The organism is Microbulbifer sp. MCCC 1A16149, assembly GCF_050368945.1.
GTDB lineage: Bacteria > Pseudomonadota > Gammaproteobacteria > Pseudomonadales > Cellvibrionaceae > Microbulbifer.
This window is the reverse complement of record NZ_CP185959.1, coordinates 4449745-4473199: the sequence shown is the minus strand read 5'-3', so window position 1 is coordinate 4473199 and position 23455 is coordinate 4449745. Positions and strand designations below refer to the sequence as shown.

Here is a 23455-nt window from a genome sequence, read left to right as displayed (position 1 = left end):
TCTGAGGAAATCTGTCATGAATCACACTACCGCAGTTTCGCGAATGCGGCTTTCACAGGCCACCAGCCGGCAAGGCACCGGCCCGCTGCAAGCGCTCACTTTGTTCGCACTGTGCGCGCTCCCGGGCCTCGATGCCCACGCCCATGGCACCATGGAGGTCCCGGAAAGCCGTATCTACAACTGCTTCCTGAACAATCCGGAAAACCCATCCGACCCCGCCTGTGCTGCGGCCAAAGCCGTTGGCGGCACTCAGCAGTTCTACGACTGGAACGAGATCAACCAGGCAAACGCTGCCGGTGACCACCGCGCACTGATCCCGGATGGCCAACTGTGTTCAGGGGGACGCAGTAAATATGCCGGCATGGACCTGGCGCGCAGTGACTGGCAAGCGACCCCGATCACCCCCAAGGCGGATGGCACCTTTGATTTCACTTTCTGGGCAACTGCGCCCCACTCCACCAATGAATGGGTTTTCTACATCACCCGCTCGGGCTATACGGGTGACGAGCCGCTGAAGTGGGGAGACCTGTTTGAATTCTGCCGCCTGGGCAATGTACCGGTAGGTGCGGACAAGCGTTACACCCTGAACTGCCCTCTGCCGCAACTGACCGGCAAGCATGTGATCTACACCACCTGGCAGCGATCCGACAGCCCGGAAGCCTTTTACACCTGTACAGACGTGATTCTCGGAGGCGGTACTCCCAGCATCTGGGCCGATGAAGGCGCGCTGCAGGCGTATTCGGACCTGGCGGCGGGTAGCGAAGTACGCCTGCGCCTGTTCAATAGCAGCGGCAACGACCTGGAAACCATCACCCTGCAGATCGAACAGGACAGCACCGCCGAAGCCTGGGCCCTGGCTTTTGCCAATACCGTGAATACCCAATCCCAGTATGCGCGTATCGGTATTCTCGACCCGTCCAGCGACACGATTACACCGGTGCAGAGTGCCTCAGAAAACCGCGTGTATACCCAGGCGGAATTGAACCTGAACCACGAAGTGGATATTCAGCCCGCGGATACAAACCGCGCGCCCACAGCGGTTATTACCGCTACTCCGGGCAGTGTGACCGGCGCTGGCAGCGCTAATCTTTCGGCAGCCGACTCCAGTGATCCCGACGGCAATACTCTCAGCTACAACTGGCAGGTAGTCGCAGGCAGCGGCGCTGTCCTCAGCGCGGTCAGTGAACAGGATGTGGTGCTGGATTTGAGTGCGCCTGTTGCGACACAGGATGTGGTGATAGAGCTCACCGTATCGGACGGTCAAGCCAGTGCCAGCAGCCGTGTAAGCATCACCCACACACCGGAATCTTCCGGAGGTAATGACTACGATCACGCCTATCCGGAGGGCATTGGCAGCTATACCCCCGGGCAAACCGTGGTGCTGGGCAGTGATGGCAACCGCTATCAGTGCCGCGCTTTTCCCGAGGGTCAGTGGTGCAATATCAACAGCCCCTATCACTATGCGCCGGGCACCGGCAGCAATTGGGGAGATGCCTGGATCAGGCTGTAACACCCTTGTGAGATAAAGCCCGAAACAAAATCGCCCGGCACAGGCCGGGCGATTTTTGTTCCAGTAAAGAGGATTCCCTCAGGTCGCAACCGCCTGGGGAGACTGCCGCAACGTCAGCGCAAACAAAAGCGCAGCCACCACACCGCAAATAGCGATCGCGGCCACCAGAATCAGCGGTGAACCATCAAACACCGCGCTCACAATACCGATGGCTGCCGCACCCAGCATCATCTGCATGGTGCCGCCGAGCGCGGCCGCGGTACCCGCAATAGGCCCATGATCATCCAGTGACAGCACCATGGTGGTCGGCACGACAAGACCGAGAAAGGAATTCCCCAGCAACAGCAATCCCACCAGCACCGCAAAGTTATCCACACCAGCGAGGGTTACCAGCAGGTTTGCCGCGGCGCTCACGGCAAAGCCGGTGACCGCCCACTTCACTACCGCGACACCGCCAAAACGCTCACACAGGTTGGCGGCAAACTGGCTGGCCAGGAAAAAGCCCAGGGCATTGAGAGCAAATGCCAGGCTGAACTGGGTCGGGGTCAGTCCGTAGTGGTCTGTGTACAGGAACGCAGCGATGGACAGGAACGAGAAAAAGCTCGCCATCCCCATGCCGCCGATCAGTGTCATACCCATAAAATACGAATCCCGGAACAGTACCCGGAAAGCACTCAGCATGGCGGAAACTTTCAACGGTACTCTTTCTTCCGTCGGCAGGGTTTCCGGCAGTGCAAAGCGGATCAACAGCAGGCTGGCCACCGTGGCAATGGCTACCGCATAGAACACCGAAGGCCAGCCAAATGGCGCCATCAACAGGCTGCCAACCAGCGGGGCCAGCATTGGCGAAATGGAGATTACCAGCATCACAGTGGTCATCAGACGCGTGGCCTCAGTACCGGTGTAACGGTCGCGGATAATCGCGCGCGGAATCGACATGACCGAAGCCGCCCCCACACCCTGTACAAAACGCAGCGCGATCAGCCATTCGATGGTGGGTGCCAGAGCGCAGCCGATGGACGCCAGCAGGAAAATTCCGAGGCCCAAATACAGCGGAGGCTTGCGCCCGAACATATCCGCCGCCGGGCCGTAGAACAGCTGACAGACACCGAAGGCTACGAAAAAAGAAACCAGGGTGTACTGGGACATGGCCGTCGGCACACCGTAGTCTTCTGCCATTGCCGGCATGGCCGGCAGGTACATGTCGATAGCAAAGGGACCGACACAACTGAGCAGCCCGAGCATCAGGGCCATCTTGATCAATTCGGGTTTCATGGGCTCTCGTATTCCGGTTGGCAACAGCCAGAAGAAGGTAGAAGGTACCGCCGGACCGCACTGCCCGAACATGCCCCGATTCTAACAGCACGCGGCTGCAGTCCAAGGGGGCGGAAAATCCTGACTTCCACGAATCACAGGGTCACAACTACAATAACCGACAAGTCATTTTTTACTGTTGAAACCTATATGCCAGATTCCTTTGCCATTGCCGGTGTCGAAGTGCCCCGCGGCGAAACCCGCAAGATCGAACTTCCCATCGTGCGCCTGTATACCGATACCGAAATGGCTATCCCGGTTTATGTCCACCGCGGCAAAAAATCTGGCCCCACCATGTTTGTGTGCGCCGCGATTCACGGGGATGAATTGAACGGGGTGGAGATCATCAGCCGCCTGATCAACAGCAAATCCCTGAAATCCCTGCGCGGCACATTGATTGCCGTACCGGTAGTGAATGTCTATGGCGTACTGCAGCAGTCCCGCTACCTGCCCGATCGCCGCGACCTCAACCGCTCCTTCCCCGGTTCCGCGCGCGGCTCCCTGGCGGCGCGCACGGCCCACGTATTTCTCGAAGAAGTCGTTTCCAAATGCGACTACGGCATCGACCTGCATACCGGTGCCCTCCACCGCAGCAACCTGCCCCAGATTCGCGCCAATCTGGACGATAGTGAAACCCGGGAGATGGCCAGCGCCTTCGGTGTGCCGGTACTGCTCAACGCCACCCTGCGCGACGGTTCCCTGCGCCAGGCCGCTGCAGATCTGGGGGTACGTATCCTGCTTTACGAAGCCGGTGAGGCCCTGCGGTTTGATGAGCTGTGTATCCGTGCGGGGGTGCGCGGCGTATTGAATGTCCTGCGCAAACTGGAAATGCTACCGCCAAAAAAAGGCCGACGGGGCATCGAACCTTTCGTGGCACGACGCAGCGGCTGGCTGCGCGCCGGCGACAGCGGCATCGTCAACCACAAGAAACAACTTGGGGATCATGTAAAGAAGGGCGAAATCCTCGCCACAATAGCCGATCTGTACGGCAATGAGCTGGACACGGTACTGGCGGATGCCGACGGTATTATTATCGGCAAACAGAACATTCCGCTGGTACAGGAGGGGGAAGCAATGTACCACGTGGCGTATTTCCAGGAGCCAAACGAGGTGCTGGAGAATCTGGAGTTATTGCAGGATACGTTGCTACCAGAAGAGAATTTCTAATTGAACACATTCGGAGCGCAGTGGAACTGCCTCCGGTGGCCGTCCGCCACCGGAGGCAATAAAAAGCTTTACTGCTTGCGAAGGAGCTCAAGAACTTCCTTACTTGGGAAACCCTGCAGCTCAACCCCGGCCTCTTCCTCGAACTTGAGGATGGCCTTGCGAGTACCACCGCCGGCCTTGCCGTCGATCTCGCCGTCGTAATAGCCCTTCTCTTTCAGCTTGGTCTGCAGCTCGATGACCTCGTCCTGATCCAGCTTGGTAAACGGACGCTTCCAGTCTTTGGTGAGCGGTTCAGCGCCGCCGATCTGGTCGGCGAGAATACCCACTGCTGCGGCATAGCGGTCCGAATTGTTGTAGCGCTTGATCACAAAGAAGTTTTTCAGCATCAGGAATGCCGGCCCCTTGCGGCCCGCCGGGACTTTCAACTCGGCAATGTCATCTGGACGCGGGAACTTCTGACCGCGCACGCGTTTTACCCCGAGCTTTTCCCACTCGGAAATCTTCAGCTTGCCCGCCGGCAGCTTGCGATCCGGAATAGTCACCTCGTAGCCCCAGGTCTGCCCGGAGACCCAGCCATTTTTATCCAGCAGGTTTGCCGCCGTCGCCAGCGCATCGGGTACCGAATTCCAGATATCCCGTTTGCCATCTCCATCCATATCCACGGCATAGGCCTGGTAACTGGTCGGGATAAACTGGGTATGCCCCATGGCACCCGCCCAGGACCCGGTCAGGTGGCTCTCGTCAATGTCGCCACTTTGCAGGATTTTCAGTGCTGCCAGCAGCTGGCTGCGACCAAATTTTTTGCGCTTGGGATCCGCATAAGCCAGGGTGGCCAGGGAGCGCACTACGCTGCGCATTACCGTCTGGTTATCCAGGATTGCACCGAAGCTCGATTCCATCGACCAGATGGCCAACAGGATGTTTGGATTTACCCCCGACTGCTTCTGGATCTTGTCCAGCCATGGCTTCAATTCCTGCTTCTTCGCGCGACCGCGCTTTACTGCGTACTTGGTGATGCGATTGTCGAAATACTGCCACGCCGGCGCCTTGAACTCCGGCTGGAAACTAGCCTTGTCCAGTACCCACTGATCCGGCGAGTCGATCCCCTTGAACGCGCGATCGAAGGTCTCCGCGGTGATCCCCTCCTTCATTGCAGTCTTGCGGAATTCCTTTTTCCACTTTTCAAAACCGGGATCCGCAGCGGCGCTGGCGAATGCGGGCATTGCCAGTAGCGGCAGGGCACATAAAAAAGAGAGCAAAACGGAAAGAAAACCGGTGCGACGCGCCGGCAGAAAGGCAACCTGGCCCATAACGACTCCTTGGCAGTAACAGCTCGCTCAAGGGTAGAACGGATGGCAGGTAACGGAAAGGGAGGATTGCCGCCAGTCACTCTGACTGTGACCGGCCCGACACTCTTTTCAACCGAGTCCGGGCCGGGGCCGCTCCAACGAAACTCAGTTCGCCGGGGGAATCACGTAAAACAGGATGGCGAAGAAGTGCAGCGCGCCACCCGCCAGCACAAACAGGTGCCAGATGGCGTGGTGGAAGCGCAGGCTGCGCCACAGATAAAAGCCAATACCGCCGGTGTAACACAGGCCACCCAGCACCAGCAGCCAGAGACCACCCGGCGCGAGGTTATCCATCAATGGCTTGATCGCGGCGATCACCACCCAGCCCATCAGGGCGCTCAGGGTGATCGACAAGGCGCGTATTTTTTTCAGCGGCGTGAACTGGATGATCAAACCCATCAACGCGAGCCCCCAGATCACCCCGAACAGGGACCAGCCCCAGGGACCGCGCAGGGTAACCAGGGTAAACGGGGTATAGGTGCCCGCGATCAGCAGGAAAATAGCCGAGTGGTCCAGGGTGCGCAGCACCTGCTTGGCGGAAGCGTGGGTGACGCTGTGATACAGCGTGGAAGAAGCGAAGCACAGGATCAGGGTAGCCGCGTAAATACTGCTGCTGACGATATGCCAGGCATCACCACGCAGCGCGGCAAAACCACACAGCACACCGAGACCGGCGATGGCGAGCAATGCGCCCACACCGTGCGTGATACTGTTGGCGAGTTCTTCCGCCAGGCTATATCGGTTGCCGACACCGACGGACAGGCTACTGGACATGTTGATTCCCCGATCTTCACACGAGTGCCAGTATGGCAGATGTTTGTGACCGCAAATTGAAAAGCAGTCTCATGATCGAGGTTTAGGTGCCGCTAGGCAAGCACTGTCCGGGACCGGTGAGTACTGGAATACTACCGAAATCCCGGACCGTGCTCAGCGGGAAGGGAGATCAGACGCTGGCGTTGTGGATACCCATCTCACACAGGGCGGAAGTTTCGCGCACGATGGTCTGCACACGATCCGGGCCGGTGGAAATGATGTCGATGGGCGCGCCCACCAGCTCTTCGATACGGGCAATGTAATCGCGCGCGGCTTGCGGCAGTTCCGCTTCGCGGCGCACACCGAAGGTGGTATCGCTCCAGCCCGGCATGGATTCGTAAACCGGCTGCACACCTTCCCAACCGGCGGCATCGAACGGCACCGGCACTTCCTCGCCCGCGCTGTTGCGGTAGCCGACACAGATTTTCACTTCTTCCAGGCCATCCAGTACGTCCAGCTTGGTCAGACACAGGCCGGAAATACTGTTGATACGGATGGCGTGACGCACGGCCACGGCATCGAACCAGCCGGTGCGGCGCTGGCGCCCGGTGGTGGCACCGAACTCGTGGCCCTTTTCACCCAGGTGACGACCGACGTCGCAGCCCAGTTCGGTGGGGAAAGGTCCACTGCCCACGCGGGTGGTATAGGCCTTGGTGATACCCAGTACATAGTCCAGGTACAGCGGGCCGAAACCGGAACCGGTGGCAGTACCACCGGCGGTGGTATTGGAAGATGTCACGAACGGATAGGTACCGTGGTCGATGTCCAGCAGGGAGCCCTGGGCACCTTCAAACAGGATGTGCTCGCCGTTCTCGCGGGCCTTGTGCAGTATGTCTGCGACATCCGCGATCATCGGTACCAGCTCGTCGCGCCAGGTTTCCGCCAGCTTGAGGGTCTCCTCATAGTTCACCGGGTCGACCTTGTAGTACTCGGTCAGGGCGAAGTTATGGTACTCCATCAGCTCTTTTAGCTGCGCACAGAAGTTGTCCCAGTTGCACAGGTCCCCGAGGCGCAGGCCGCGACGGGCCACCTTGTCTTCGTATGCCGGGCCGATACCGCGGCCGGTGGTGCCGATCGCTTTTTCACCGCGCGCTTTCTCGCGCGCCTGGTCCAGCGCCACGTGCACCGGCAGGATCAGCGGACAGGCCGGGGACAGGCGCAGGCGCTTGCGCACCGGCACGCCGGCGGTTTCGAGCTCGCCCATCTCTTTCTGCAGGGCTTCCGGGGACAGCACCACGCCGTTGCCGATCAGGCAGGTCACATCGGGGCGCAGTACGCCGGAGGGAATCAGGTGCAGGACGGTTTTCTCGCCGTTAATCACCAGCGTGTGGCCGGCGTTGTGACCGCCCTGAAAGCGGACTACCAGCGCGACTTTTTCGGTCAGCAGATCGACGATCTTGCCTTTGCCTTCATCGCCCCACTGGGTGCCCAGCACCACTACATTCTTGCCCATGTGCGTAAATCTCGTGTCGTCAGTTCAGTAGACGGGCGGAAAGAAGTGTCGGCCGCGCCCGTCGTGCGGCCTGAAATTCGGATCAACTGGCCCAGGGCCAATTGCCAAGCTTAGGGTTCAAGCGCGTGGCTTCACCACCCAGGTTGTACCTTCCTGCACCAGCTCGCGGTCACAGCGGGCCAGGGTTTCGCTGTCATCGCTGCCGGCGTCGGTCATCAGCGTAATCACCACCTCGCCCCCGGCGCGCAGGGACTCAACGGTCTGCCACAGCTGTTCGCAGTCGCTGGCCGGTGCGAGGATCGCGCCGGCTTCGCTGTGGCCATTGCCACCCAGGGCATTGATTGCCGCCAGGTCGGTACTGAATCCAGTGGCCGCGCGGTCGCGCCCGAATACGGCGCCGATCCCGTTGTAGCGGCCACCGTTGGCCAGTGCCTGACCGTGGCCCGGGGAGTAGGCGGCGAACACCAGCCCGGTTTCGTAGTCGTAACCGCGCATTTCACCGAGATCGAAGAATAGCGCCACCTGCGGGTAACGGCGCGCTACCGCGTCGGCCACCCGCTGCAACTCTTCCAGTGCAGCCTTCAATGCTTCGGGGCCATCGGCGAACACGTCCCGTGCGCGTGCCAGGCACTCGGTGCCACCGGCCAGCCGCGGCAGGGCGCGCAGCCAGTTGGCCGCCTCTACCGAGGCAATATTTTCATCCACCCAGCGTTCGATATCCGCCACTGCCTTGCTCTGTAGCAGCGCGATCAGGTCGCTCTTCTGCACTTCGTCGAGACCGGCTGCCTGTGCCAGGCTGCGAAAGATGGCCACATGACCGAGATCCAGGTGGATTTCGCGGATACCGGCGGTGCGCAGGGTCTCGATCATCAGGCTGATGACCTCGATATCCCCCTGCAGGCTCTCTACGCCGTACAGTTCAGCACCGATCTGAATCGGTGCGCGCGGCCCCATGGGCGCGCGGGGTCGGGTGTAGAGCACCTGACCGGCGTAGCAGAGGCGGTTGGCGCCGCTGCGGGGAAAGCTGTGAGAGTCGATACGCGCCGCCTGCGGTGTGATATCCGCGCGGATAGCCAGGCTGCGACCGGACAACTGATCGGTCACACGAAATGTGCTCAGGTCCACGTCGCGCCCCATGCCAATCAACAGGGAATCGGTAAATTCCACCATCGGTGGAATGATCAGCTCATACCCCCAGCGATGGTAGAGGTCCAGCAGGTCTCTGCGCAGGGTTTCCACCCGCTTGGCGTCTGCGGGCAAAATCTCAGCGATGCCATCCGGTAGCATCCAGCGTTCGGCTTGGGTCATGGTGTGGGCGTTCGACAGTTAACAGTGCGGCACTGGGCCGATTTGAACCTCTGTGATCACGCTGACGGCGTGCCGCCGATCAGCATTAGCAGGGCTGTGCCGACGAGCATGGATACCAGCCCCGCCGTGCGCAGGCTGCGATTATCCACAGATGCCAGCTGCTGCACCAGTGCGCGCCAGCGGCGGGGGTATAGAAAAGGCAAAATACCTTCAATGATCAGTACCAGGCCGATGGCCCGGGCCAGCTCTTCCCACACCTTGGCAGCTCCAGTCAGCGATTCCGCTTTTGGGTTCAATAACAGGGATTCAACAAATCAGGCCGGCACAAAAAAACCGGGCGCCGGCCCGGTTTTGGGGATTTTACCACTAAATGACGGGAGTGTGGCCACTATCAGGGATCACAGCTCTTTCCCGCCAGCTGCGCCGCCTCCAGAGGCGGCGCGGAGCCTGGCATCACTTGCCAGACGGATCATTCAAATAGCGAAAGAACTCGCTGTCCGGGTCAATCAACAGCATATCGCTCTTGCTCTTGAAGGACTCCTTGTAGGCCGTCAGGCTGCGGGAGAAGCGATAGAACTCAGGGTCCTTGCTGTAGGCTTCGGCGTAGATTTTGGCCGCCTCGGCATCGCCAGCACCGCGCACCTCTTCCGCCTTGCGGTAGGCCTCGGACTCAATCACTACTTTCTCGCGATCTGCGTTGGCACGGATACGCTCACTGGCTTCCTGACCTTTTGCCCGGTGGTCCCGCGCTTCCAGTTCACGACCGGCGCGCATACGCTGGAATACCGACTCGGAAACCTCCGGCGGCAGGTCGATGCGTTTCACCCGCACATCCACGATTTCCACACCCAGGTCCTTGCGCGCGGTCTCATTCAGGTTAGTGGTGATCTCGGCCATCAGCTCGTCGCGCTGGCCACTCACCACTTCGTGCAGGTCGCGCACACCAAACTGGTTACGCAGGCGGTTGTTGATCTGCTCCGCCAGCAGGCGTACGGCGTTGCGCTCGTCACCGCGGGTAGCCACGTAAAAGCGGCCCACATCAAAGATGCGGTACTTCGCGTACGAGTCCACCATCATGAACTTGTTTTCGCTGTTCAGCATCCGCACTGGCTGGGAGTCGACGGTCTGGATACGCGCGTCAAACTTGCGCAGTTCGTGTACCAGCGGAATCTTGAAATAGAGCCCCGGACCGTAATCCGTGCGCACTACCTCACCGAAACGGACGAGTACCGCCTTCTCGGTTTCCTTAACCACAAACGCACTGCCGGACAGTACCAGCACGCCAATCAGTATCAGTGCGATGATGAAAAGTGATTTGTTGTTGTTCATAGCAACCCCCTTAACGCACTTCGCGGTTGCGACGATTGTTGTTAACTTCCGTGCGCAACTGGTTGATCACCCGCTGGGAAATCTCGTCGATGACCTGCGGTGAAATCTGCGGGCGCTGAGCGGCACTGGTGGCACTACCCTCGGCCAGCTTGTCCAGCGGCAGGTACATCATGTTGTTGCCACCTTCCACGTCGACCATCACCTTGGAGGTGTTGCTCATCACTTCCTGCACTGCATCCAGGTACATACGCTCGCGGGTTACTTCAGGCGCGCGCTGGAACTCGGTCAGCAGCGCAGTGAATCGCGCCGCTTCACCGCGGGCACTTTCCACAACGCGGGATTTGTAGGCTTCCGCCTCTTCAATCATCCGCTGGGCCTGACCGCGGGCAACCGGAATTACCTGGTTGGAGTAGGCCTGGGCTTCGTTCTGCAGACGCACCTCGTCTTCACGGGCGCGCACTACGTCATCGAATGCGTCCTGCACTTCACGCGGCGCCTTGGCATCGGTGAGGTTGACCACGTCGACGCGAATACCGGTCTGGTACAGATCGAGATATTCCTGCAAGCGCACCTGGGTATCCGCGGATACCTGGGTACGATTCTGGGAAATCACGCCGTTCAGGGTCTGCGAACCCACCACGTGGCGCAGCGCACTGTCGGTGGCCTCCTGCAGGCTCTTCAGCGGGTCGCGCACGCGCAGCACGAAGGACTCGGCGTCATCGATATGCCACTGCACCTGCAGCACCACATCCACAATACTCGCGTCTTCGGTCAGCATCTGGCCGGTAGTGCGCTCGGTACGCACCTCGGTCATGTTCACCTTGGTGACGTGATCCACCAGCGGCGGATTCCAGTGCAGACCAGAGGTCTCGGTGCTGTGGTATTTACCCAGCCGCAGTACCACGGCGGATTCGTTCGCATCCACCTGATAGAAACCCCACAGGCCGTAAACCACCGCCAGCACGATCATTACCAGGGACCAGGGGAAGCTGCCACCACCGGGACGTCCGTCCCCAGTGCCGGACGGCTTGCCGCCGAACAGTCCGTTCAGTTTTTGCTGCATCTTGCGCAGCAGCTCGTCGAGATCGGGCGGGCCATCATTGTTGCGATTGCCGCCACCCCAGGGATCTTTGTTGTTACCACCCGGTTCGTTCCAGGCCATTTATTTACTCCAACTCATTCAACTTATTAATCGTTAGCTGTCGCGAAATTCTAGCATTTCACTGACCCGGCAGTATGCCTATCGACCGCGATTGCTCAGTCGACTTCCCAATCTTCAGGTTTCGGCTCTGCGTCGGGATCTTCCGGCAACCATTGTGGCGGGTTGCCTACTTCCCGGAACTGCGCCATCAGGCGCTGTAGCTCGGCACGCGGCAACAGCACCTTGAGCTCAATGTCGCCGTTGTCGCGATAATCTTCTCCCTGCACGGCGTTGCCTTCAAACAGCTGCGCACGCAGGCGTGCATGTTGCGGCGGTATCACCAGTGAGCCACTCACCATTTGCTGACCGAGACGCTCAGCGATGGCCTCCACCAGCAGGTCGCAGCCGGCACCGGTGGCCGCCGACAGCCATACGGCGCGCGGCACGCCCTGGTCGTCCCGGTCAATACGCGGCTCCGCGTCGGCCAGTAGATCCAGTTTGTTGTACACCAGCAGCTGGGGCAAATCCGCCGCGCCAATTTCCTCGAGTACTGCCTGTACCTCTTCAATCAGGTGCAGGCGGTTTTCCGCCGCGGCGTCCACTACATGCAATAACAGAGTCGCATTGGCCGCCTCTTCCAGGGTGGCGCGGAACGCCTCCACCAGGCGGTGCGGCAGGTGGGATACGAATCCCACGGTATCCGCCAGAATCATCGCGCCCACGTTGGGTAGCTCTACCCGGCGCATGGTCGGGTCCAGGGTCGCGAACAGCTGATCGCGTACATACACCTCGGCACTGGAAATGCGATTGAACAGGGTCGACTTGCCGGCGTTGGTATACCCCACCAGTGACACTGTCGCCACTTCCGCCCGCGAGCGGGCGCGGCGCCCCTGCTCCCGCTGACGGCGCACCTTGTCGAGACGCTTCTCAATGGAATCGATACGAGCCCGCAGTAAACGGCGGTCGGTCTCAAGCTGGGTTTCACCCGGGCCGCGCAGGCCGATACCACCTTTCTGGCGCTCCAGGTGGGTCCAGCCACGCACCAGGCGCGTGGACATGTGACGCAACTGCGCCAGCTCGACCTGCAGTTTGCCCTCATGGGTCCGCGCACGCTGGGCGAAAATATCCAGAATCAGCCCGGTGCGATCCAGTACCCGGCACTTGAGCTCGCGCTCAATGTTGCGTTCCTGGCTGGGTGACAGGGTGTGATCGAACATCACAAGCTCTGCGCCGTGTTTTTTTACAGTCTCCTGGATTTCTTCCAGTTTGCCGCGACCGACAAACGTCTTGGGATCTGGGGTGGCACGCTGGCCGAAGATAAATGCCACCGGGTCAGCACCTGCGGACAGTGCCAGCTCTTCGAATTCCCGTGGGTCGTCGGGGCTGTCGATGGCGGAAAGTTCCAGGTGGACCAGTACGGCCAGTTCACCGGTTTCCGGGCGATCAAAAAACAAGGATTATTCTCTTGGGCTCTATCAATGCGCCAGTGTACTGGCGCCGAACAACAGACGCCCCGGACGGGCCGGGGCGCTGTAAGTAACTACTTTTTGTACAACGGCTTACCGCCCGCCCCATAAAAGTCCCAAGTGCGCAGATTGAAAGCGCGTACAGGACCCGTGGAAGCACGACGGCAGAATCAAACTCAGCCGAAAGTATCTCGTTCACCGCCCTCAGGGGCGCCGCCTTCACCACCCTGTGCAGCTGGATTCATCAGCGGCACACGTACGGCACGGGACGGAACAACGGTGGAAATTGCGTGTTTGTAGACCATCTGGCTCACGGTGTTCTTCAGCAACACTACGAACTGGTCGAAGGATTCGATCTGGCCCTGCAGTTTGATGCCGTTCACCAGATAGATGGAAACCGGGATACGTTCTTTACGCAGAACATTGAGGTAAGGGTCTTGTAAGCTGTGCCCTTTTGACATCTTTTTTCTCCTTGCCAAAAGATAAGTCGCCAGATGACGCACGATCGCGCCCGCGAAACCCGCGGACTAAGAAACGGCCATGGTGATGCGGCGTATAAAATGAGCCAAATGTAACCAAGGCTCTTGTGAATAACTGACTGAACTGGGACGGATACACCGGCCCACTCACGTTATGGCTGCTGAACCGAGAAATTTCAAGGCCTCAACCAACATTTCATCGATTTTGCGGACTTTGCCGCCAGGTTCCTGTGCGTGGATAGGCGCCAGGTCCGGCCAGCGTCGCAACCAGGTGAGCTGGCGCTTGGCCAGCTGGCGGGTGGCAGCGATTCCCGCGGCCACCATCTGGTCGTAATCGGACTCCCCCTCGAGGTAGTCCCATACCTGGCGATAGCCCACCGCGCGGATCGCCGGCAGATCCCGGTGCAGGTCGCCGCGCGCACGCAGGGCCTTCACTTCTTCGATAAAGCCATTATCCAGCATTCGCTGGAAACGCTGTGCGATACGCTCGTGCAATATGGCCCGATCGCGGGGCACTATGGCCAGCTGGCAGATATCGTAGTCTGCGTGCAGCGACTCACTCTGCTGCTCCGCGCGCAGCTGGGTCATGGTCTTGCCGGTGAGGTGATAAACCTCCAGCGCCCGCTCGATACGTACCGAATGATTCGGATGCAGTTCAGCGGCGAGCTCGGGATCCACTTTTGCCAGCTCCGCGTGCAGAGCGGGCCAGCCCTCCTCGGCGGCGCGCGCTTCAATCTGTGCACGCCATTCGGGATCGGCCTCGGGCATCTCTGCCATGCCCTGCAATAGAGCCTTGAAATAGAGCATGGTTCCGCCAACCAGCAACGGAATTTTGCCGCGCTCAGTGATTTCCTGCATGGCACTCAACGCGTCCTCGCGAAAGCGGCCGGCGGAATAACTCTCGGACGGATCGCAGATATCGATCAGCCGATGGGGGTAGCGAGCAAGCTCTTCCGGCGACGGCTTGGCAGAGCCGATATCCAGTCCCCGGTAGACCAGTGCGGAGTCGACGCTGATCAGCTCCACCGGCAAGTGGTCGCTGATCGCCATGGCCAAATCCGTTTTGCCGGAGGCGGTAGGGCCCATCAGGAAAATCGCCCGCGGCCGTTTTACCTCGGGTGAACCGGAACTGCTCATTCTACTGACCACGCATAAACCACTTATCCATATCTGCCAGTTTAACCTGCGTCCAGGTGGGTCGGCCGTGATTACACTGGCCGCTGCGTTCGGTGCGCTCCATGTCACGCAGCAGCGCGTTCATTTCCGGAATGGTCAGCTTGCGGTTGGCGCGCACGGACCCGTGGCACGCCATGGTGGAGAGAATCTCGTTGATCTTGTTACCGATACGGTCACTGCTGCCCTCTGCCAACAGATCGGACAGAACATCCCGCACCAGCTGCTCTACCGGAGCGCTGTGCAACATGCTCGGCACCTGTCGCACCATCAGGGTTTCCGGCCCCGCGCGCTGCAGTACAAAGCCGAGGGCAGTGAACACCTCCTCACGCTCCTCAAAGCAATCCGCTTCCCGCTCGCTCACTGCGAGACTCACCGGCACCAGCAATGGCTGCGCCTGGATACCGCCCGCGGCGTGGGCGGCCTTCATCTGTTCGTACACAATCCGCTCATGGGCTGCGTGCATGTCCACCACCACCATACCGTGCTGGTTCTGCGACAGGATATAAATCCCGTGCAGCTGGGCGACAGCAAATCCCAGCGGTGGCGTTTCCTCATCGGATGCCGCGGGGATCGACTGCCCCCAGGCGCCCTGACCCGCCGCTACTGCGGGCGCTTCCTGCACGCCACCGCCATAGGGTTTGTGCAGCTCACCATATCCCTGCATCTGCTGCTGAAGACGCTCGGGAGAGCTGCGTTCGCCGTACATGGGCGATGAAAATCCACTGCCGGATGGTGGTGTCGGGGCCTGGGGCGCTGCCTGGGATAACGGCATCCGCTCCTGGCCGGCAAATTCGCCGGCGCTGACGCCGGAGACCTGCGGGGCCACTTCCTCGTGCTCGTCTTTCTGTCCCGGACGCACATCCGCCAGTGCGCGGTGCAGAGAACCGAACAGGAAATCATGCACCAGGCGGCTGTCACGGAAGCGCACTTCGTGTTTGGTCGGGTGCACGTTCACGTCCACCGAGGCCGGGTCCAGCTCCAGGTAAAGTACGAACGCGGGGTGCCGTCCGTGATACAGCACGTCGGCAAAGGCGCGACGCACTGCGTGACTTACCACGCGGTCGCGGATGGCGCGGCCGTTGACGTAGAAAAACTGCAGGTCTGCCTGGGATCGGGAGAAGGCGGGCTCGGCCACCCACCCCCACAGGCGCAGGCCGCTGCGCTCCATTTCGATGTGCAGGGCATTCTGCATAAATGCCGGCCCGCACAGCTGGGCGACACGCCGCTCCTTTTCCGCCCGGCTGGTGCCCCCGCGCAGGTTGTGCACGCCCTTGCCGTTGTGACGCAGGCTGATGGAGACATCGAAACGCGACAGGGCGAGCCGCTTGATGGTGTCATCGACACGGTTGAATTCAGTTTTTTCCGTGCGCAAAAATTTTCGCCGCGCGGGGGTGTTGAAGAACAGGTCACGCACTTCCACCGTTGTGCCGCGGGGGTGCGCTGCAGGCGCAAGCTGGGTTTCCATTTCGCGCCCCTCGGCGGATACGACCCAGCCCTTGCCGGTATCGTCGCGGCTGCTGGTCAGCGTGAGTCGGGCGACCGAGGAGATACTCGCCAGGGCCTCACCGCGGAAGCCGAGGGTGGCGACGGCTTCGAGGTCTTCGAGGGCGTGGATTTTTGAGGTGGCGTGCCGGGCAAGCGCCAGGTGCAGGTCTTCTTTTTCGATGCCCTTGCCGTTGTCACGCACCATGATGCGCTTGGTGCCCCCCGCATCCAGGTCCACTTCCAGCCGTGTTGCACCCGCGTCGAGACTGTTTTCAAGCAACTCTTTGATTACGGATGCGGGCCGCTCGACCACTTCACCGGCGGCGATCTGGTTGGCGAGTCGTGGGGATAGTAACTGGATATATTCAGGCATTGGGATCTTGGTGTTTGGCGTTACCCCGCTGCCACATACTTCGGGGTTCTTTTAGAGTCAGTGGCGCCGGCGCACCGGTTTAAATTCGAATCACACTACTTCGTTAGCGGCACATGAAGCCCAACTGCGGACTCAATGCGAAGCCAAAATGCTGGGTATGGGTTTTCAAAAGCGTCGGCGACAGGGACGTCGCCGACGCAGCGTACATGGATGTATTCACAGCGGTTTTGAAAACCCATACCCAGTGTTTTGGCGCCTCCGGGCAAAATCTAAAGCCCAGTTTCTGCAGCACGGGTCCACAGATCTCAACCAGACGGTATGGTCAGCGTCTGGCCCACCCGGATCATGGATGTCTGCATCCCGTTGGCCTTCTTCAGGTCCGCCACGGAAATGTCGTAGCGCGCAGCGATGCCAGACAGGGTATCACCCCGAGAGATGGTGTGCTTGCGGTCGATACGATTGCCGTTGGCGGCGAGCCAGCTGCCCGCCGGTGGGCGGGAGGTAAAGTGGGCCACTATACCCTCGCTGAGTTTTTCCGCCATGCGCTTCTGGAATGATGGGTCACGCAAGCGACGGGCCTCCTGGGGATTGGTGATAAAGCCGGTCTCCACCAGAATCGACGGCACATCCGGGTTGCGCAGCACCGAGAAATTGGCCTGCTCCACTTTCTTTTTATGCAAATGGGTAAAGCTACCCAGAGAGCGCAGCACGCTGCCGCCAATATCCAGGCTCGCGTTCATGGTCGCCGTCATCGCCAGATCCAGCAAAACTCCGGCCAGGGTATCGTCCTTGTCGCTGAGACTCAGGCTACCGGCACCGCCGATCAGGTCCGACTCGTTCTCCCGCTGTGCCAGAAAACGCGCGGTTTCACTGGTAGCGCCGCGGGAAGACACCGCATAGATCCCGGCTCCGCGCGCATCCTTGCGGGTAAACGCATCCGCGTGAATAGAAACAAACAGGTCCGCGCGCAGCTGGCGTCCCTTCTTCACCCGCTCGCGCAGGGGAATGTAGTAATCACCGGTACGCACCATCTTGGCGGAGAAGCCGGAATGGCGGTCGATGGATTTTTGCAGGTAGCGGGAGATCGCGAGCACCACATCCTTTTCCCGCAGGCCGCCGGGACCGAGCGCACCGGGGTCCTCGCCACCGTGACCGGCATCGATGGCGACCACGATGTCGCGCTTGCCGCTCACCTGCACCTGTTCGATGGTTTTTTCTTCCACCTTGTCGCGGTCGTGCAGGTCGATCACCAGACGATCCGGGAGCTGCTCATGGCGGCGCAGGGCGAAACTGCGGGGATTAACCGGCTGCTTCAGATCCAGCACCACGCGCAGGTCGCGCTTGTCTTTCACCGCGTGGCGGACGCCGGCGATCGGCGTATCTATGAGCGGCAGTTCGTCGATCCCGGTGACCAGCTTCGCACCGCTTACATCGATCACCACCCGATCGGGGTTGGTCAGCATAAACAGCTTGTGCTCGGCCGGACCATCCAGGTCGAATACCAGACGGGTGTGATCCGGGGCCCGCCACAGGCGCACACCTTCAACCTCCGCACTGCTCGCCTGATAGGCCGGCAGCATCGACATCGCTGCCAGCACTGCGGCGATAAATTTTGTTTTCAGTCGCACCGACAAACCTGCTCCAATCATTATTTTTTGCCCTGTCGATTCCCTTGCAGTTCCCGTCCCCGACCGCATTTCTTTAGCTTGTTAAATACTCTTAGCCAGCGAACGCCGCTTTTGCCAGGACTTCGCGACCGGCGTCGCTCAGCGCGGTGAGCGTCAGCGCGCGACCGTCACCCTGTAACCGCAGGCTCAGCTCGATATCTGGCGGCGGCAAAACACCACTGCCGCGCTCCGACCACTCCACCAGACTCAGGCTGCCGGGGCCGAAGTAATCCCGCACCCCCATGTATTCCAGCTCTTCCGCATCGCCCAGCCGGTACAGATCGAAGTGGTAGACCCGCCGCTCCTGCTCGCTGCCGACATCGAACTCGTAAGGCTCCACCAGTGTGTAAGTGGGGCTCTTAACCGCACCGCGGTGACCAAACGCACGCAGCACCCCGCGGCTGAACGTGGTCTTGCCGGCGCCGAGCTGTCCGCCGAGAAAAAACACCAGGCCGGACGCCATGCCGCTGTCGATACACGCCAGCCCCAGCGCCTCACCGGCGGCGACGGTGGCGGCCTCGTCGGCGAGGTACAGGGTTTTATCCACAGACTGTTCGCTCACGTTGATTCCTCAATCCACCAGGGCGCGCACATGCGGCAACAGGTCCGTCGCCAGCAGGCCGCGCTGACCGGCTTCTGCCGCGCGATCACCGGCAGCACCGTGTAACCACACCGCAAGGCGCGCAGCGGCCGCGGGCTGCAACCCCTGTCCGAGCAAGGCGGCAACGATACCGGTGAGCAGGTCACCCATGCCGCCGGAGGCCATGCCCGGATTGCCACTGTTGATCAGGTCGACCCCGTCACTGTGTGTAATCAGGGTGCCAGCGCCCTTAAGTATCACTACGCCGCTGAATTTTTGCTGAATCGCCCTCGCCGCTGCGACACGATCGGCAATGACTTCCTCATTTGAAATACCCAGAAGTCGCGCCGCCTCACCCACGTGCGGGGTAAGTACCCAGTCGTCCCGCTGCACACCGGCAAGCACCCGGCCACCGGCGAGGATATTCAGTGCATCCGCGTCCAGCACCAGTTTTGCCGCTGCGCGACCGGCGCGGGCCAGCAACTGTTCACTCCAGGGACTCCGACCCAGGCCGGGACCCACCGCAATCACATCCGGTGCCTCCAGCAGCGGCTCCAGCTCCTGCCCGGAAACCACCGGCTGTGCCATGACTTCCGGACAGCGGGTCAGCGCTGCCGCGACATGCTCCGGACGGGAGGCGAGGGAAATCAGGCCGGCACCGGCGCGAGCAGCCGCTTCCGACGCCATCAGCGCGGCGCCACCGAAGCCGTGGTCGCCACCGACCACCATCACGTGGCCAAACTGGTTTTTGTAACTGTCTGCGGGGCGCGCCGGCAATCTCTCTAGAGAGCTGCCGGTATAGCGGACCAGCGCCGCAGCCACCTGTGGATAAATCTCCGGGGCCGCCCCCAGATCCTCAAAAATCACTTCGCCGGTAAGCGCCGGACCGCGCCCCAGATACAGGCCGGCCTTGCGCCCGATAAAGGTCACCGTCGCATCCGCCTCAACCGCGGCACCCTCTGTTGCCACGCCGCTGTCCGCGTTGAGACCGGATGGCAGATCCACCGCCAGGACCGGACAGGACGACGCATTGAGATGGGCGATCGCTGCGTCCATGGGCGCGCGCAGTTCACCACTGAAGCCGGTACCGAGCAGTGCATCCACCGCCACGGTGTGCTTTTCCGGCGCGGGCAGGTCCGCCAGGCTGGATACCAGCGTGGCGCCCTCACGTTCGGCGAAGCGGTAGGCTTCCAGCGCCCCCCCCTTGAGCTTGTCCTCTGGCACCGCCACAAACACCGTCGCCGGGATCTGGCGCTGGGCGGCAAGGCCTGCAATCACGTAACCATCGCCGCCGTTATTGCCGCCACCACAGAACACCTGAATACCACTCACATCCGGCCAGCGCTGACGCAGGCAGTCATAGGCCGCACGCCCGGCACGCTTCATCAATGCAAGCCCGGGTATCTGCTGCTGGCTGATCACCAGCTGGTCCAGGCGACGCACGGCCTCGGCGGTATAGAGGTTTTGCGGGGCCGAAAGTGGTGAGGAATTCTGACTATCCATGGTGTGTACTGCGTTCCAGCTGTGGTCAATTTTTAAACTGTGGCAAAATACCGATGATTATACCGCTTCAACCCACGAACCGCCGCACACAGGGTCACGCCATCTTCCATGAGTTCCCTCCCCGATTCCTCCGTCCTGCAAGACCTGGCCGCACAGATCCGAGTGTGGGGGCGGGAGCTGGGCTTCCAGCAGGTGGGCATCACCGATTGCCAGTTGCAACAGCACGGTGAGCGCCTGCAGCAGTGGCTGGACGCCGGCTACAACGGCGATATGGAGTGGATGGGTGCCCACGGCGAAAAGCGCTGGCGCCCGGAGCTGCTGGAGGAAGGCACCCTCAGGGTTATCAGCGTACGCCTCGATTACCTGCCACCGGACACGCAACCGGTACAGGTGCTAAAGGACTCCAGCAAAGCCTACGTGTCCCGCTATGCCAACGGCCGCGATTACCACAAATTGATCCGCAAGCGGCTGGCGCAGCTGGCGCAACAGATCGACCACTACTGCGAGGAACGCGGCATTGGCGCCAGCGGCCGCGCGTTTACCGACAGCGCGCCGGTCATGGAGCGGGCACTGGCGGAAAAGGCGGGACTGGGCTGGATCGGCAAGAATTGCATGGTGATCAACAGCGCGGCGGGCAGCTGGTTTTTTCTCGGCGAGATTTACACCAATCTGCCATTGCCGGTGGATGTGAGCGAGGAGCCGAATCAGTGCGGCGAGTGCTCAGCCTGTCTGAAAGTCTGCCCCACGGATGCTTTTGTCGGCCCCTACACGCTGGATGCGCGCCGCTGTATTTCCTATCTCACCATCGAGAACAAGGGCCCGATTCCGGAAGAATTTCGCGAGCCCATGGGCAACCGGGTATTTGGCTGCGACGACTGCCAGATTATCTGCCCCTGGAACAAGTTCGCCGCCCCCACCGGCGAAAAAGATTTCCACCCCCGCCACGGGCTGGACAGCGGAGCTCTCGTGGATCTATTCCGCTGGTCGGAAGAGGAGTTTCTGAAGAAAACCGAGGGCTCGGCGATTCGACGGATTGGGTTTGAGCGGTGGCAGCGGAATTTGGCGGTTGCTTTGGGGAATGCCGATCCTGCACCGGAGATTTTTGAGGTTTTGGAGAACTCGCTGGCTTCAGCAACGCCGCTGGTTGCGGAGCATATTGAGTGGGCCTTGGAGCGATTGCGTAGCGGGCGGCGTCGAAAGCGGAAGCTTAAGCGGACCTCGTAGTGGCTTTCTACCTCGGTGGTATTGGGTGCGCTGTTTTTAGCACACTGGCGGCGGAGCGCCGCGGATCTGTTTCCAAAACCGCTGTGAATACATCCCTGTACGCTGCGTCGGCGACGTCCCTGTCGCCGACGCTTTTGGAAACAGATCCCCGTCACCCCACCTTCAATTTCACGTTCTGTACTTCGTAAGCCCGCACACAACTCTGAGGCCTATCCGCTTACGAAGTCCCATATTTCAATGCGAAGGCCGGGTAGCGGGTGCGGATTTTCAGGAGCGTCGCAAACAGGAAGTTTGCGCCGCAGCGCCCAGGGATGGGTTCACAGCGGTCCTGAAAATCCGCACCCGCTGCCCGACCGCCACAGAAATACGAACAGAGTTCCCAGCACCACTAAACCATCAGCTCATACGAAAAAAGTGCTCACGATAGTGTTTCAACTCATTAATCGAATCGTGAATATCATCCAAAGCCAGATGCGATGAAGTCTTCTTAACCCCCTCCAGAACATCCGGGCGCCAGCGGCGGGCGAGTTCCTTCACCGAGCTCACATCCAGATTGCGGTAGTGGAAGTAACGCTCCAGTAGTGGCATGTACTTCACCAGGAACCGGCGATCCTGACCGATGGAGTTACCGCACATGGGCGAGGCTCCCTCGGGCACCCATTGCTGCAGGAACTCGATCGTCTCCCGTTCCGCCTGGTGCTCACTGATCTGCGACTCCTTCACCCGGGTCACCAGACCCGACCCGCCATGCTGTTCCGTATTCCAGTCATCCATCGCAGCCAGCAGCGCATCGCTCTGATGGATCGCCATTACCGGGCCCTCTGCCAGCACATTCAGACGCGAATCCGTCACCACCGTCGCAATCTCGATGATGCGCTCCTTCTCCGGATTCAGGCCGGTCATTTCCAGATCGATCCAGATCAGATTATTCTGATCCACATTAGCCTCCTTAACAGCCGCTGGCGGCGGTGGCAGTTACACAAGTATTGGATAAACGTGAGGATAGCGGGGAAGTTACCGCAATCCCCCACCGATGCAAGTTATAATCCGCCGCTTTCCACAGTGCGAACTCCCATGAGCAAACGCAAACTCAATCGCCGCCAGCAGTGGCGCATCGCCAAAATCCAGCAGGAACGGGAGGCTCGTGCGCGCAAGCGGGACGAGAGTTTTGAACATGCGGAGGAAGAAGGCGACCTCGGCCAGGAGCAGACCGGCCTGGTCATCGCCAACTACGGCAGCCAGGTACTGGTAGAAAGCGAAACCGAGGGGTCTGAAGCGGCAGAATTGCGACAACGCTGCCATATTCGCGCCAATATCGACACATTGGTCACCGGCGATAAAGTCGCCTGGCGTCCCTCCACCGGTGAATCTACCGGCGGCCTCGGCGTCGTCGGAGCGCGACTGCCGCGCCACTCAGAACTGCAGCGGCCGGATCGCTACGGTGACATGAAGACCGTCGCCGCCAATATCGACCGGATCCTTATCGTCATCGCCCCCTACCCGGAGCCTTTCGCCAACGCCATCGACCGCTATCTGGTCGCCGCCGAAACCACCGGTATCCAACCGCTGCTATTACTGAACAAGATCGACCTGATCGACGACAGCAATCGCGAACAGCTCGAAGACCTGCTGCGCCCCTACCCCGATCTCGGTTACCGGGTGCTGCAATTGTCCACCAAAACCGGCGAGGGTCTCGGCGAGCTGCTGGAAACACTGGCCCAGGGAACCAGCGTCTTCGTCGGCCAGTCCGGCGTGGGCAAATCCTCCCTGATCAACGGCCTTTTACCGGGGACCGACGCCCGCACCGGCGCTCTTTCCGAAGCCACCGGCAAAGGCACCCACACCACCACCGCCGCGGAACTGTTTCATCTGCCCAGCGGTGGCGATCTGATAGACTCACCCGGCATCCGCGAGTTCGGCATCTGGCATATGAGCGAGCAGGAACTGCTGGAAGGCTACGTGGAATTTCGTCCGTTTATCGGCTATTGCCGCTTTCGCGATTGCCGTCACCAGAGCGAGCCCGGCTGCGCAATTCAGGAAGCACTGGAGCGCGGTGACATCAGCCAGAGACGCATGGACAGCTTCCTGCATCTGCGCAACAGCCTGGAAAACGAATAG

At 60.5% G+C, this 23455-nt stretch carries 20 protein-coding genes; 4 read left to right on the top strand and 16 right to left on the bottom strand.

Annotation, left to right across the window (positions count from 1 at the left end; all coding sequences use genetic code 11):
• Nucleotides 1–16 precede the first annotated feature (16 nt).
• On the top strand, nt 17–1510 hold the full coding sequence (locus tag ACONT6_RS18530; RefSeq protein ID WP_428819842.1) for a lytic polysaccharide monooxygenase: 1494 nt from the start codon (nt 17–19) through the stop codon (nt 1508–1510).
• A 78-nt stretch (nt 1511–1588) separates the two neighbouring features.
• Here ACONT6_RS18530 and ACONT6_RS18525 read toward each other — a convergent pair whose 3' ends face one another.
• Complete coding sequence (locus ACONT6_RS18525) at nt 1589–2785, bottom strand: multidrug effflux MFS transporter (protein ID WP_428819841.1); 1197 nt, start codon at nt 2783–2785, stop codon at nt 1589–1591.
• 189 nt (nt 2786–2974) lie between these two features.
• Between ACONT6_RS18525 and ACONT6_RS18520 the strand changes: the two genes are divergently transcribed.
• Complete coding sequence (locus ACONT6_RS18520) at nt 2975–3991, top strand: succinylglutamate desuccinylase/aspartoacylase family protein (RefSeq protein WP_428819840.1); 1017 nt, start codon at nt 2975–2977, stop codon at nt 3989–3991.
• Nucleotides 3992–4059: 68 nt separating this feature from the next.
• Here the strand turns inward: ACONT6_RS18520 and ACONT6_RS18515 are convergent, their stop codons facing one another.
• From ACONT6_RS18515 to ACONT6_RS18450, 14 genes are all read right to left on the bottom strand, one after another.
• Nucleotides 4060–5301 (bottom strand): lytic murein transglycosylase, encoded by a 1242-nt coding sequence (locus ACONT6_RS18515; protein ID WP_428819839.1) that lies wholly within the window; start codon nt 5299–5301, stop codon nt 4060–4062.
• A 144-nt stretch (nt 5302–5445) separates the two neighbouring features.
• Entirely contained in the window at nt 5446–6114 is a 669-nt protein-coding gene (gene trhA, locus ACONT6_RS18510) for a PAQR family membrane homeostasis protein TrhA (protein ID WP_181254581.1), read from the bottom strand.
• A gap of 169 nt (nt 6115–6283) precedes the next feature.
• Nucleotides 6284–7606, bottom strand: a complete 1323-nt coding sequence (locus ACONT6_RS18505) for an adenylosuccinate synthase (protein ID WP_428819838.1) — start codon at nt 7604–7606, stop codon at nt 6284–6286.
• A 117-nt stretch (nt 7607–7723) separates the two neighbouring features.
• On the bottom strand, nt 7724–8914 hold the full coding sequence (locus ACONT6_RS18500) for an ATP phosphoribosyltransferase regulatory subunit (protein WP_428819837.1): 1191 nt from the start codon (nt 8912–8914) through the stop codon (nt 7724–7726).
• A 56-nt stretch (nt 8915–8970) separates the two neighbouring features.
• A complete protein-coding gene (locus ACONT6_RS18495) occupies nt 8971–9171 on the bottom strand; it encodes a DUF2065 domain-containing protein (protein WP_181255561.1) in 201 nt (66 codons plus the stop codon).
• Nucleotides 9172–9367: 196 nt separating this feature from the next.
• Nucleotides 9368–10243, bottom strand: coding sequence for a protease modulator HflC (hflC, locus tag ACONT6_RS18490; RefSeq protein ID WP_428819836.1), 876 nt, complete (start codon nt 10241–10243; stop codon nt 9368–9370).
• A gap of 10 nt (nt 10244–10253) precedes the next feature.
• Nucleotides 10254–11405 carry an FtsH protease activity modulator HflK gene (gene hflK, locus ACONT6_RS18485; RefSeq protein ID WP_428819835.1) on the bottom strand — a complete coding sequence of 384 codons (1152 nt, stop codon included), beginning with the start codon at nt 11403–11405 and terminating at the stop codon, nt 10254–10256.
• Nucleotides 11406–11500: 95 nt separating this feature from the next.
• The gene (gene hflX / locus ACONT6_RS18480) at nt 11501–12838 is read right to left on the bottom strand and encodes a ribosome rescue GTPase HflX (RefSeq protein WP_428819834.1); all 1338 of its coding nucleotides are present in this window, start codon (nt 12836–12838) and stop codon (nt 11501–11503) included.
• Between the two features lie 188 nt (nt 12839–13026).
• Nucleotides 13027–13311 carry an RNA chaperone Hfq gene (hfq, locus tag ACONT6_RS18475; RefSeq protein WP_181254590.1) on the bottom strand — a complete coding sequence of 95 codons (285 nt, stop codon included), beginning with the start codon at nt 13309–13311 and terminating at the stop codon, nt 13027–13029.
• 165 nt (nt 13312–13476) lie between these two features.
• Complete coding sequence (gene miaA, locus ACONT6_RS18470; protein ID WP_428819833.1) at nt 13477–14466, bottom strand: tRNA (adenosine(37)-N6)-dimethylallyltransferase MiaA; 990 nt, start codon at nt 14464–14466, stop codon at nt 13477–13479.
• Between the two features lies 1 nt (nt 14467).
• Nucleotides 14468–16363: a DNA mismatch repair endonuclease MutL gene (gene mutL, locus ACONT6_RS18465; protein ID WP_428819832.1), complete on the bottom strand. Its 1896-nt coding sequence runs from the start codon at nt 16361–16363 to the stop codon at nt 14468–14470.
• A gap of 305 nt (nt 16364–16668) precedes the next feature.
• Nucleotides 16669–18012: an N-acetylmuramoyl-L-alanine amidase gene (locus tag ACONT6_RS18460; protein ID WP_428819831.1), complete on the bottom strand. Its 1344-nt coding sequence runs from the start codon at nt 18010–18012 to the stop codon at nt 16669–16671.
• A gap of 70 nt (nt 18013–18082) precedes the next feature.
• On the bottom strand, nt 18083–18592 hold the full coding sequence (gene tsaE, locus ACONT6_RS18455) for a tRNA (adenosine(37)-N6)-threonylcarbamoyltransferase complex ATPase subunit type 1 TsaE (protein ID WP_428819830.1): 510 nt from the start codon (nt 18590–18592) through the stop codon (nt 18083–18085).
• A 9-nt stretch (nt 18593–18601) separates the two neighbouring features.
• Nucleotides 18602–20113: an NAD(P)H-hydrate dehydratase gene (locus tag ACONT6_RS18450; RefSeq protein WP_428819829.1), complete on the bottom strand. Its 1512-nt coding sequence runs from the start codon at nt 20111–20113 to the stop codon at nt 18602–18604.
• 108 nt (nt 20114–20221) lie between these two features.
• Here ACONT6_RS18450 and queG point away from each other — a divergent pair, with 108 nt between their 5' ends.
• Complete coding sequence (queG, locus tag ACONT6_RS18445) at nt 20222–21337, top strand: tRNA epoxyqueuosine(34) reductase QueG (RefSeq protein WP_428819828.1); 1116 nt, start codon at nt 20222–20224, stop codon at nt 21335–21337.
• A 396-nt stretch (nt 21338–21733) separates the two neighbouring features.
• On the opposite strand, the gene orn is transcribed toward queG, so the two are convergent.
• A complete protein-coding gene (orn, locus tag ACONT6_RS18440) occupies nt 21734–22276 on the bottom strand; it encodes an oligoribonuclease (RefSeq protein ID WP_428819827.1) in 543 nt (180 codons plus the stop codon).
• A gap of 135 nt (nt 22277–22411) precedes the next feature.
• Here orn and rsgA point away from each other — a divergent pair, with 135 nt between their 5' ends.
• A complete protein-coding gene (rsgA, locus tag ACONT6_RS18435; protein WP_428819826.1) occupies nt 22412–23455 on the top strand; it encodes a small ribosomal subunit biogenesis GTPase RsgA in 1044 nt (347 codons plus the stop codon).

Bases quoted from the DNA above. Each gene is read 5' to 3' on its own strand.
- ACONT6_RS18530 (WP_428819842.1), top strand. From the start codon at position 17: ATGAATCACACTACCGCAGTTTCGCGAATGCGGCTTTCACAGGCCACC.
- ACONT6_RS18525 (WP_428819841.1), bottom strand. From the start codon at position 2,785: ATGAAACCCGAATTGATCAAGATGGCCCTGATGCTCGGGCTGCTCAGT.
- ACONT6_RS18520 (WP_428819840.1), top strand. From the start codon at position 2,975: ATGCCAGATTCCTTTGCCATTGCCGGTGTCGAAGTGCCCCGCGGCGAA.
- ACONT6_RS18515 (WP_428819839.1), bottom strand. From the start codon at position 5,301: ATGGGCCAGGTTGCCTTTCTGCCGGCGCGTCGCACCGGTTTTCTTTCC.
- trhA (WP_181254581.1), bottom strand. From the start codon at position 6,114: ATGTCCAGTAGCCTGTCCGTCGGTGTCGGCAACCGATATAGCCTGGCG.
- ACONT6_RS18505 (WP_428819838.1), bottom strand. From the start codon at position 7,606: ATGGGCAAGAATGTAGTGGTGCTGGGCACCCAGTGGGGCGATGAAGGC.
- ACONT6_RS18500 (WP_428819837.1), bottom strand. From the start codon at position 8,914: ATGACCCAAGCCGAACGCTGGATGCTACCGGATGGCATCGCTGAGATT.
- hflC (WP_428819836.1), bottom strand. From the start codon at position 10,243: ATGAACAACAACAAATCACTTTTCATCATCGCACTGATACTGATTGGC.
- hflK (WP_428819835.1), bottom strand. From the start codon at position 11,405: ATGGCCTGGAACGAACCGGGTGGTAACAACAAAGATCCCTGGGGTGGC.
- hfq (WP_181254590.1), bottom strand. From the start codon at position 13,311: ATGTCAAAAGGGCACAGCTTACAAGACCCTTACCTCAATGTTCTGCGT.
- miaA (WP_428819833.1), bottom strand. From the start codon at position 14,466: ATGAGCAGTTCCGGTTCACCCGAGGTAAAACGGCCGCGGGCGATTTTC.
- mutL (WP_428819832.1), bottom strand. From the start codon at position 16,363: ATGCCTGAATATATCCAGTTACTATCCCCACGACTCGCCAACCAGATC.
- ACONT6_RS18460 (WP_428819831.1), bottom strand. From the start codon at position 18,012: ATGATTGGAGCAGGTTTGTCGGTGCGACTGAAAACAAAATTTATCGCC.
- ACONT6_RS18450 (WP_428819829.1), bottom strand. From the start codon at position 20,113: ATGGATAGTCAGAATTCCTCACCACTTTCGGCCCCGCAAAACCTCTAT.
- queG (WP_428819828.1), top strand. From the start codon at position 20,222: ATGAGTTCCCTCCCCGATTCCTCCGTCCTGCAAGACCTGGCCGCACAG.
- rsgA (WP_428819826.1), top strand. From the start codon at position 22,412: ATGAGCAAACGCAAACTCAATCGCCGCCAGCAGTGGCGCATCGCCAAA.